This is a genomic window from Pseudanabaena sp. 'Roaring Creek' (genome assembly GCF_001402795.1).
Taxonomy (GTDB): domain Bacteria; phylum Cyanobacteriota; class Cyanobacteriia; order Pseudanabaenales; family Pseudanabaenaceae; genus Pseudanabaena.
Genome location: NZ_LIRE01000170.1, coordinates 1 through 9,640 on the forward strand (window position 1 = coordinate 1; position 9,640 = coordinate 9,640).

At 46.4% G+C, this 9,640-nt stretch carries 7 protein-coding genes; all 7 read left to right on the top strand.

From position 1 onward, the window contains the following. Positions 1–306: 306 nt before the first annotated feature. The 7 genes from AC805_RS05405 (at position 307) to AC805_RS05435 (ending at position 9,489) form a co-directional block, all read left to right on the top strand. Positions 307–882 carry a Uma2 family endonuclease gene (locus AC805_RS05405; protein ID WP_055074469.1) on the top strand — a complete coding sequence of 192 codons (576 nt, stop codon included), beginning with the start codon at positions 307–309 and terminating at the stop codon, positions 880–882. A gap of 12 nt (positions 883–894) precedes the next feature. Further along, entirely contained in the window at positions 895–1,674 is a 780-nt protein-coding gene (locus AC805_RS05410; protein WP_055074470.1) for an ATP-binding cassette domain-containing protein, read from the top strand. Between the two features lie 65 nt (positions 1,675–1,739). After that, positions 1,740–3,281 (top strand): glycine betaine ABC transporter substrate-binding protein, encoded by a 1,542-nt coding sequence (locus tag AC805_RS05415; RefSeq protein WP_055074471.1) that lies wholly within the window; start codon positions 1,740–1,742, stop codon positions 3,279–3,281. A 239-nt stretch (positions 3,282–3,520) separates the two neighbouring features. Beyond that, positions 3,521–3,871, top strand: coding sequence for a heterocyst frequency control protein PatD (gene patD, locus AC805_RS05420; protein WP_055074472.1), 351 nt, complete (start codon positions 3,521–3,523; stop codon positions 3,869–3,871). A 118-nt stretch (positions 3,872–3,989) separates the two neighbouring features. Beyond that, positions 3,990–5,861, top strand: a complete 1,872-nt coding sequence (locus AC805_RS05425; RefSeq protein ID WP_055074473.1) for an NAD(P)H-quinone oxidoreductase subunit F — start codon at positions 3,990–3,992, stop codon at positions 5,859–5,861. A 97-nt stretch (positions 5,862–5,958) separates the two neighbouring features. Further along, positions 5,959–7,491: an NADH-quinone oxidoreductase subunit M gene (locus AC805_RS05430; RefSeq protein WP_055074474.1), complete on the top strand. Its 1,533-nt coding sequence runs from the start codon at positions 5,959–5,961 to the stop codon at positions 7,489–7,491. Between the two features lie 30 nt (positions 7,492–7,521). Beyond that, complete coding sequence (locus AC805_RS05435) at positions 7,522–9,489, top strand: APC family permease (RefSeq protein WP_055074475.1); 1,968 nt, start codon at positions 7,522–7,524, stop codon at positions 9,487–9,489. Positions 9,490–9,640: the final 151 nt, after the last annotated feature.

Here is a 9,640-nt window from a genome sequence, read left to right on the forward strand (position 1 = left end):
CAACACGATCTTGGGTTTTATGTCCTGATACAGTTGGCAGCTATAAACCCCTAAAGATGAGTTGCGGCGCTTTGCACCGCAACTCATCTTTAGGGGTTTATGTCCTTGCTATACCAAATTAAGAAATGGCGTAGCCATTTCTTAATTTGAAGCCCCTTACGAGGTTTAGTTTTTAATTCACAAATTTAATTCACGAAGGCGTGACAACACTTTCGTGAATTGGTATTAGAGCCTGTGATAAAGGAGCCTGTGATAAAGGAGCCTGTGATAAAATGATTATGTAGGCTCAACTCCGCACTGAGAACTATGAATGCTTTAACGATCAGCCTAGAGTCTGTAATCGATCTTACTGACGAACAGTTTTTTCAACTTTGCCGCAAAAATAGCGACCTCAGATTCGAGCGCAACGCTCAAGGTGATATTACAATTATGGCTCCCGCAGGTAGTGAAACAAGCGCCCGTAATTCTGATTTAAATGCCGATCTCGTATTTTGGAATCGAAGAACAAAGTTGGGTATTGTCTTTGATTCTTCTGGGGGATTTAAACTTCCGAATGGGAGCGATCGCTCGCCTGATGCTTCATGGATCTTGAAAGAGCGTTGGGAAGCATTAACGACCGAACAACAGGCAAAGTTCGCTCCTATTTGTCCAGATTTTGTAGTGGAATTGATGTCGCCTAGCGATAATTTGAAGGTCACGCAAGCGAAGATGCAGGAATATCAGGATAACGGCGCAAGGCTGAGCTGGCTGATTAATCGTAAAGATCGGGAAGTGGAAGTTTATCGCCTTGGTAAGCCTAAGGAGGTTTTACAAAATCCGATTTCGCTCTCTGGGGAAGATGTATTGCCTGAGTTCGTTTTGAGTCTTGAGGAAATTTGGTAAGAAGTGAGTAATATGCCCCAATCAACAAGCGTAAATTCTCCAGATGTTGATTTATCGGAGGTCAAGGTGGAATTTCGGGATGTGAACTTTCGTGTAGGTCGCCGAGAGCTAGTTTCACGGGTAAATTTGACAATCAATCAAGGCGAAGCATTGTTATTGTTGGGGCGCAGTGGTAGCGGCAAGACGACAACTTTAAAATTAATTAACCGCTTGCTGATGCCAACTTCAGGGCAGGTTTTGGTAGAAGATCGCTCTACCCTCGCATGGGATGCGATCGCTCTTAGGCGCAAGATTGGCTATGCGATCCAAGAGACAGGTTTATTTCCCCACTTTACGGTGGGAGAGAATGTTGGGCTAGTTCCATCTTTGCTGCAATGGTCGCGCCCCAAACTCGAAGCGAGAGTCGATGAAATGCTTAATTTAGTGGGACTAGAGCCTGAAATATTTGCACATCGCTATCCCCAACAATTATCTGGCGGTCAACGCCAGCGCGTCGGTATCGCGAGGGCTTTAGCCGCCGATCCGCCGATTCTGTTAATGGATGAACCCTTTGGCGCACTCGACCCAATTACCAGATTGGAACTACAACAACAGTTCCGTTATTTACAAAAGCAATTGGGAAAGACCGTCGTATTTGTCACCCATGATATTCAAGAAGCCTTTTTTCTGGGCACGCGCATTGGCTTGATGCATGAAGGTCAATTAGTGGTACTAGGAACTAAAGAAGAATTTATGCGATCGCCCCATCCCGAAGCTCAAGCATTTATGGCTTGTTTGCCGACTAATTTGTGAAGCGGATATTAATTATGTCCCCACCTTTGGCGGGGAGACGGTAAAAAACCTTGGAGATTACTTAGTTGTTTGACTTTCTGAATCAATATGCCTCTGAGATTTTGCGGCTTAGTGGCGAACATATAGTTTTAGTTATCATTGCGATGACCGTTGCCATTGCGATCGGTATCCCTTTAGGAATTCTGATTACTCGCCGCCCGAAATTTGCCCCCCTAATTCTAGGACTTGCTAACGCTCTCCAGACTATTCCCAGCTTAGCGATTTTTGGCTTTCTCATATCGGTTCCATTTCTTGGGGGCATCGGTAAAACTCCTGCGATCGTGGCGCTGACGCTTTACGCCCTACTGCCCATCATCCGCAATACCTATGTTGGCATTCAGAACATCGATCCCGCCGTGCGTGAGGCTGGACGGGGGATGGGCATGACCGATTGGCAATTATTAACTCAGGTGGAACTGCCCCTTGCCACGGGGGTGATTTTAGCGGGCGTGAGAGTAGCAACGGTGATTTCCGTGGGGATTGCCACCATTGCTGCTGCGATTGGCGGTGGTGGATTGGGCGTATTTATTTTTCGCGGCATTTCTACGGTTAACAATCAATTAATTCTGGCAGGGGCTATTCCCGCTGCAATCATGGCGCTAATAGCCGATTTTGGATTAGGTTGGCTAGAGAAAAAGATTACCCAGCAGAAAACAGAACGATCGCGATCCAATCGTCGATTCACAATTGTGGGTGTGGTGGCGATCGCAATTATTACCGCGATCGCCACCATTCTCCTGCAACAAGCTCCCGCAAAAATTATCATTGGTTCTAAAAATTTTACCGAGCAATTAATCCTAGGCGAGCTATTAGCGCAGCAAATTGAGAATCACACCCATTTACAGGTCGATCGCCGTTTTAATTTGGGCGGAACCTTTGTTTGCCATGAAGCGGTAAAAGCGGGACAAATTTCGGCTTACGTGGAATATACTGGCACGGCTCTGACGGCGGTATTAAAGCGATCGCCCATTACCGATCCCGCGACGGTATATCAACAGGTCAAGCAAAATTATGCTGAAAATTTTCAATTGGAAGTAATGCCTTCCTTGGGTTTTAATAATACCTTTGCGATCGCCATTCGCGGTGAAGATGCCAAACGCTTAAATCTCAAAACAATATCTGACGCAGCTCAATATACTCCCCAATGGCAAGCAGGATTTGGTTATGAGTTTTTAGAAAGAGCCGATGGCTATGCTGGTTTGGCGAAAACCTACGGTTTAAAGTTTGACAAGCCGCCGCAGCAAATGGAAATTGGGTTAATGTATCGAGCCCTAGCTCAAAAGAAGGTCGATCTCATTGCAGGCAATTCCACTGACGGTCTGATTCCCGTTTTAAATTTGTTTGTTTTGGAAGATGATAAAAAGTATTTCCCGCCCTACGAAGCAGTGCCAATTGTCAATCAGGCAGTTCTACGGAAATATCCAGCAGTACGCGGCGCGATCGCTCAATTAACAGGCTTAGTTTCTAACGAAGATATGCAAAGGATGAATTATCAAGTCGATAGTCAGGCGATACCCGTCGAAACCGTTGTGAAGAATTGGCTGAGATCTAAGCTGCCCATTAAGTAATACCAAGTAAGTAGCTAGGCATAAAAACCAAAACCAGAGAGCGTACCGCCCGCTACGCGGGCGGTACGCTCTTCTAGGTTTTAAGTTTACTTAATGGGCTGACTTAGGCTATAAAAACCGAAAGATGAGTGGCGGCGCGAAGCGTCGCCACTCATCTTTCGGTTTTTATTTGTCATAAAAAGGAATCGCTAAGGAGAAAGTTATTTTATACTCGAAGTTCTAGATTGCAGGTTTAGAATTTGTCACAAAATTATTTAGATTTAATTCATCAATTGCGAAGCCAGCTCGAAACATTGCAAACGGCGATCGCCTCACAGCTAGAACCATCTCCGACCGAGGTCAAAGAATGGAGGCGATCGCATGGTGAAATCCAAGGTTTTTTTCAGTCCCAAATTATCAATACTGCCTTAGAAATAACGCCGCAAAATTTATCTTTGCAGGTAGAAATTGACAAACAACTCAAAATGCTCGGCGCAGACTTAAACCTGTTGCAAACTGCCCGCAACCCCGTCACATGGCAAAAGCGCCACCAACAAGCAGGCGATCGCTTGGTTTTACTAAACCGTTATTGTGAAATGTCTTCCGAATAAAGTCTTCTGAATAAAAGCGAATCTTGCCATCGCTTAAGCGCGAAGCTTTTTGCGGTAGACTCTTAGCATATCTAATACATTTTAAGATTAACATAGTAAAAACTCTATAGTAGAATCAATGATCCTAGAAACAGCTTGGGTGCTTCCTTGCTATGGTCTGTTGGGGGCAGGGCTAACACTGCCTTGGTCGCTAAGGATAATCCGACGTACTGGTCCCCGTCCTGCGGTCTACCTAAACATGATGATGACCGTCCTTGCCCTAGTGCATAGTTGTTGGTTATTAACATCGGTTTGGGGACAGCCAGCTCAACATTTTGAATTTATTTGGTTTCAATCCCTTGATTTAAATATCGCTTGCTCTTTTGAAGTTTCCGCCATTAGTGCTGGCGCATCGGTCATGATCGCCACGATGAGCTTAATTTCGCAGGTTTACGGACTGGGATCGCTGGAAACCGATTGGGCGATCGCCAGATTTTGTGCTCTGATTGGCTTTTTTGAAGCGGCGATTACAGGGATTGCCTTTAGCGATTCGTTGTTTTTTAGCTATGCCTTGCTGGAAATGCTTACCCTTTCCACCTACTTATTAGTCGGCTTTTGGTATGCTCAGCCGCTAGTAGTAACCGCCGCAAGGGATGCCTTTTGGACTAAGCGTGTAGGCGATTTATTTCTGCTGATGGGCGTAGTGACCCTCGCCAATCTGACCGATAGCTTGAACTTTTCCGATCTCAAGACTTGGGCTCATGCCCCCCAAACGATCGCCTATTTTGCCGAACATCAACAGTTTGGCACGCTATTGGGATTAGCCCTGATTGCTGGTCCCCTTGGGAAATGTGCCCAGTTTCCTCTCCACCTCTGGCTCGACGAGGCGATGGAGGGACCCAACCCTGCTTCGATTTTGCGAAACTCCGTAGTGGTGGGGGCGGGAGCCTATGTACTGATTAAATTTCAGCCTATTTTATCGCTGTTTCCCGTGGCGGCGGAATTGACTGTGGTCATTGGTGCGATTACGGCGATCGGCGCATCCCTAGTGGCGATCGCTCAAATCGATCTCAAACGCGCCCTATCCCATTCGACCAGTGCCTATCTCGGGCTAGTATTTATCGCCGTGGGTATGCAACAGCCCGACCTTGCTTTAGGTTTGCTATTTAGTCATGGCATCAGCAAATCGCTACTATTTCTAAGCTCTGGGGCGGTGATGATGACCACCATTACCCAAGATCTCACTGAAATGGGCGGCATTAAAACCCGAATGCCCGCAACTCTTATTGCCTTTATCGTTGGCTCATTTGGTTTAGTGGCGATGCTTCCCTTTGGTGGGTTTTGGACGCTCTTGCGCTGGGAAGAGACCTTTTGGGTTAGTAACCCTTGGCTGATTGCGATCGCCCTATTAGTAAATAGTATTACTGCCTTTGGACTAATGCGAATTTTTGCGCTGGTTTTTCTCGGCCAGATACAGCCCAAAACCCGCCGCGTTCCCGAAGTGGCTTGGCAGGTTGCGATTCCCCTCGTCTCGCTAACGATCGTGACTTTGCTCGTACCGATTCTACTTCCCTCATGGCACTTTGTTGATATTGATTTAAATAATGCCAATATCTGGGAAACCATCCTCCTATCAGCTTCAGGATTCATGGGCTTTGGTATCGGTGCATATATCTATACCAAACCCTACGAGACTGGCAGTTCGGTACCGATGCCACCCAAGATTACCCGTAATGCTTGGAAAGCTGTGCAGGATTTACTTGCCTACGATCTTTACGTGCAGGCAATCTATAAATATACGGTAGTTTTAATTGTCGGTGGTGGTTCCAAGGTTTTGGCTTGGGTCGATCGCTATTTAGTTGATGGTTCCGTTAACTTTTTGGGTTTTGCCTCAATATTTAGTGGTGAGAGCCTCAAATATACAGTTACAGGTCGATTGCAGCAGTACGTCTTGACTATTGTGGTGGGTCTAATTCTGATTGGATTTGCAGCTTTTTATGGTCTGAATTAATTGTGAAGCGCCTAAGGCGCTTCGCAATTAAATTTTTTAATTGTTTTTAATTACTTTTTGATTACTTGATTACTATTTAAAACTACTTAAGTTAAATATGCTTAGTACATTAGTTTGGGTACCGATCGCAGGGGCGCTCCTTATCGTTTTCTTGGGAGCCTTCCTCGATTCTCAACAACTGCGCCGAATATCCTTAGGCATTGCGATCGCCACCTTTGGCTGGTCGATATTTTTACTAACCAAATTCGATCTCAGCCTCGCGACGATTCAATTAAGCGAATCCCTAGCTTGGTTAGACCCGATCGGACTCACCTATCGACTGGGCGTAGATGGTTTATCATTTCCCCTCGTTCTACTCAATGGCTTGCTTTTGAGTATCGCCATTTATATTAGCAATGATATCCAGCGTCCCCGACTCTATTTCCCCCTCCTATTGCTGCTCGGTGGCGGCGTAAATGGAGCCTTCCTTTCCCAAAATTTACTCCTTTTCTTCCTCTTCTTTGAAGTGGAACTCATTCCCCTTTATCTATTAATCGCGATCTGGGGCGGAGAAAAGCGCGGCTATGCGGCTACCAAGTTTTTAATTTACACCGCGATCTCAGGCGTACTCATTTTAGCCGCCTTCTTTGGTATGGCAATTTTTGGCAGTGGCGATGCCAATGTCTTTACCTTTAACTATCAAGACTTAAATCTGGAAGGAGCTTCCAAAAACGTCAAGGGGATTTTGCTCATTCTGCTATTGCTTGGCTTTGGCATCAAAATCCCGATCGTGCCATTACATACATGGTTGCCCGATGCCCATGTCGAAGCTTCAACCCCAGTTTCGACCTTATTAGCAGGGGTTTTGTTAAAGCTAGGAACCTATGGGTTACTAAGGTTTGGATTGGGTTTACTTCCCGATGCATGGCAGGCGATCGCGCCATTTTTGGCGATCTGGGCAGTGGTAAGCGTAATTTACGGATGCCTTACTGCGATTAACCAAACCGACATGAAAAAAATGGTTGCCTACAGTTCTGTGGGGCATATGGGCTATATTCTTCTCGCCCTATCTGCGGCTACCCCTCTTTCACTGGTTGGTGCAACCTTCCAAATGGTCAGCCACGGTTTAATTTCGGCATTGCTATTTATTTTAGTAGGCATTGTTTATAAGAAAACAGGAACCCGTGATATCAACTCTCTCAACGGCTTACTCAATCCCGAACGGGGCTTGCCGATTACGGGCTCGCTCATGATTTTGGCGGCGATGGCGAGCGCAGGTACGCCAGGCATGGTGGGATTTATTGCGGAATTTGTAATTTTCCGCAGCAGTTATGCGGTTTTTCCAGTCCAAACTCTACTCTGTATGATTGGAACGGGGCTAACTGCGGTCTATTTCTTAATTATGATCGATCGCGTATTTTTCGGTCGTCTTGCTGTCGAAAAATCTAAAGATCGCCCACCGATCAATAGTTTTCCCTTTGCCAAGTGGCAAGAAAAATTTCCCGCGATCGCCCTTGCGTTGATAATTGTTTTCTTTGGACTGATCCCCAACTTTGCCACGCAGATGATCGAGATCTCCGCCGATGCGATCGCCCCCAATCGGACTAAGCCGAATCAAATTGCCCTAGTACAATCCCTAACTGTGCCTTAGACTAATTGAGTATTATCCCCAATTTGCTTTATGGCTTCCCCAGTTTCCCCCCTTCATCAGTCCGAATTTGCGCAAAGGCTTAAAAAATGGCTTTTAGCTGGTAGCTACCAGCATCCTGATACTGATGGGGAGCCTCCCCAAAAGCCTAGCGATAAACATGGTGATAAACATGCTTGGTGGCAGGTGATGTGTTTGACGGGGGTGGACTATTTCTCTACCCTCGGTTATCAACCAGGCATTGCCGCCCTTGCCGCAGGAGCGCTTTCACCAATAGCAACATTGATTTTGCTACTGTTGACCCTCTTTGGCGCGTTGCCCATCTATCGCAAGGTAGCCGCAACTAGTCCCCATGGTGAGGGTTCGCTTGCCATGCTCGAACGCTTGCTACCTTGGTGGCAGGGTAAGCTTTTAGTTCTCTGCTTGCTCGGTTTTGTGGCTACGGATTTTATTATTACGATTACCCTATCCGCTGCCGACGCGACCGCTCACATTGTAGAGAATCCCCTCGTACCAGCTTTCTTTCATGGGCAGATGGTACCAATTACGCTGATACTAGTTGCCTTACTAGGAGCCGTATTTCTCAAGGGCTTTCGGGAGGCGATCGGTATTGCTGTCTTATTAGTAGTCGTCTATCTACTGCTTAACCTTGTCATCATATTTGTTGGTCTGCAAAATATCTCGACCCATCCTGAAGCGATCGCTAACTGGCAAAAAGCTCTATTCGCAGACCATCAAAGCCCCTTAATGCTATTAGGGATCTCCGTCTTAGTTTTTCCAAAGTTAGCCCTAGGACTATCTGGTTTTGAGACAGGTGTTGCGGTCATGCCCTTGGTGAAGGGGAATAGTGATGATACGGAAGAAGTTCCCACTGGTCGAGTCCGCAATACCTACAAAATGCTGACCAGCGCTGCTTGGATTATGAGTTTTTTCCTGTTAACCAGTAGCGTGGTAACGACTCTATTAATCCCCGCCTCAGAGTTTGCTGTCGGTGGTAAAGCCAATGGTCGCGCCCTTGCTTTTCTTGCCCATCAATTTTTCGGCGATTGGTTTGGCACGATTTATGACATCAGCACCATCTCGATCCTTTGGTTTGCGGGAGCTTCAGCGATGGCGGGCTTGTTAAATATTGTGCCTCGTTATTTACCTCGCTATGGCATGGCTCCTAACTGGACTTTGGCGGTGCGACCTTTGGTTTTGGTCTATACCGCGATCGCCTTTGTGGTTACCTTGATCTTCCAAGCCGATGTTGAAGCCCAAGGGGGAGCCTATGCCACGGGCGTATTGGTGCTGATGACTTCTGCTGCCTTTGCCGTAGCCTTAGCCTCCTATAAAAGAGGCAAGCGGAGCGAGATCGTTCTATTTAGTACGATTACCCTAGTCTTTATCTACACTACGATCACCAATATCATCGAAAGACCCGAAGGCATTAGAATTGCGGGTACTTTCATTGCCAGTATTGTCGTAACTTCCCTAGTTTCTAGAGTATGGCGTTCTACCGAGTTGCGATCGGATCGCGTAGAAATGGATGAGTTAGCCGAAAGTTTCATCCAAACTACCACCGAACGTACGGTGCGAGTCATTGCCCATCGCCCTAACCGAGGAGACGATGGCGAATATTGCCAAAAAGAAACCGATACTCGCCAAGAACACCATTTGCCCGTGGACGATCCCTTGATTTTCCTTGAGATTCAAGTTTCCGATCCCTCAGAATTCGCAGGTACAATTCATATTGAAGGGCATCAGGTAGGCAACTATCGCATCTTGCGATCGCGCGGCGCGGCAGTTCCCAATACGATCGCTGCAATATTGTTGGATATTCGCGAGCGCACCCATAAATTGCCCCATGCTTACTTTGGTTGGGCAGAGGGAAATCCCCTGCAATACTTGATGCGATTTATCCTATTTGGAGAAGGTGATATCGCGATTGTCACTCGCGAAGTGTTGCGCACCGTCGAGAAAGACCCTAAAAAACGACCAGGGATTCATGTCGGGGGATAGCAATTTGTAGGAACCAAAATAATTTTGCGATACAATGGAAAACTATCTGAACTTATAGCCATAGCCAATAATGTTAGGACAAGTATCAAACCCAATAGAGAGTTGCGGCGCGAAGCGCCGCAATTCTCTATTGGGTTTGATGTCCTGACTT

Coding starts and splice junctions, on each gene's coding strand:
- AC805_RS05435 (WP_055074475.1), top strand. CDS start 7,522: ATGGCTTCCCCAGTTTCCCCCCTTCATCAGTCCGAATTTGCGCAAAGG.
- AC805_RS05405 (WP_055074469.1), top strand. CDS start 307: ATGAATGCTTTAACGATCAGCCTAGAGTCTGTAATCGATCTTACTGAC.
- AC805_RS05410 (WP_055074470.1), top strand. CDS start 895: ATGCCCCAATCAACAAGCGTAAATTCTCCAGATGTTGATTTATCGGAG.
- AC805_RS05425 (WP_055074473.1), top strand. CDS start 3,990: ATGATCCTAGAAACAGCTTGGGTGCTTCCTTGCTATGGTCTGTTGGGG.
- AC805_RS05430 (WP_055074474.1), top strand. CDS start 5,959: ATGCTTAGTACATTAGTTTGGGTACCGATCGCAGGGGCGCTCCTTATC.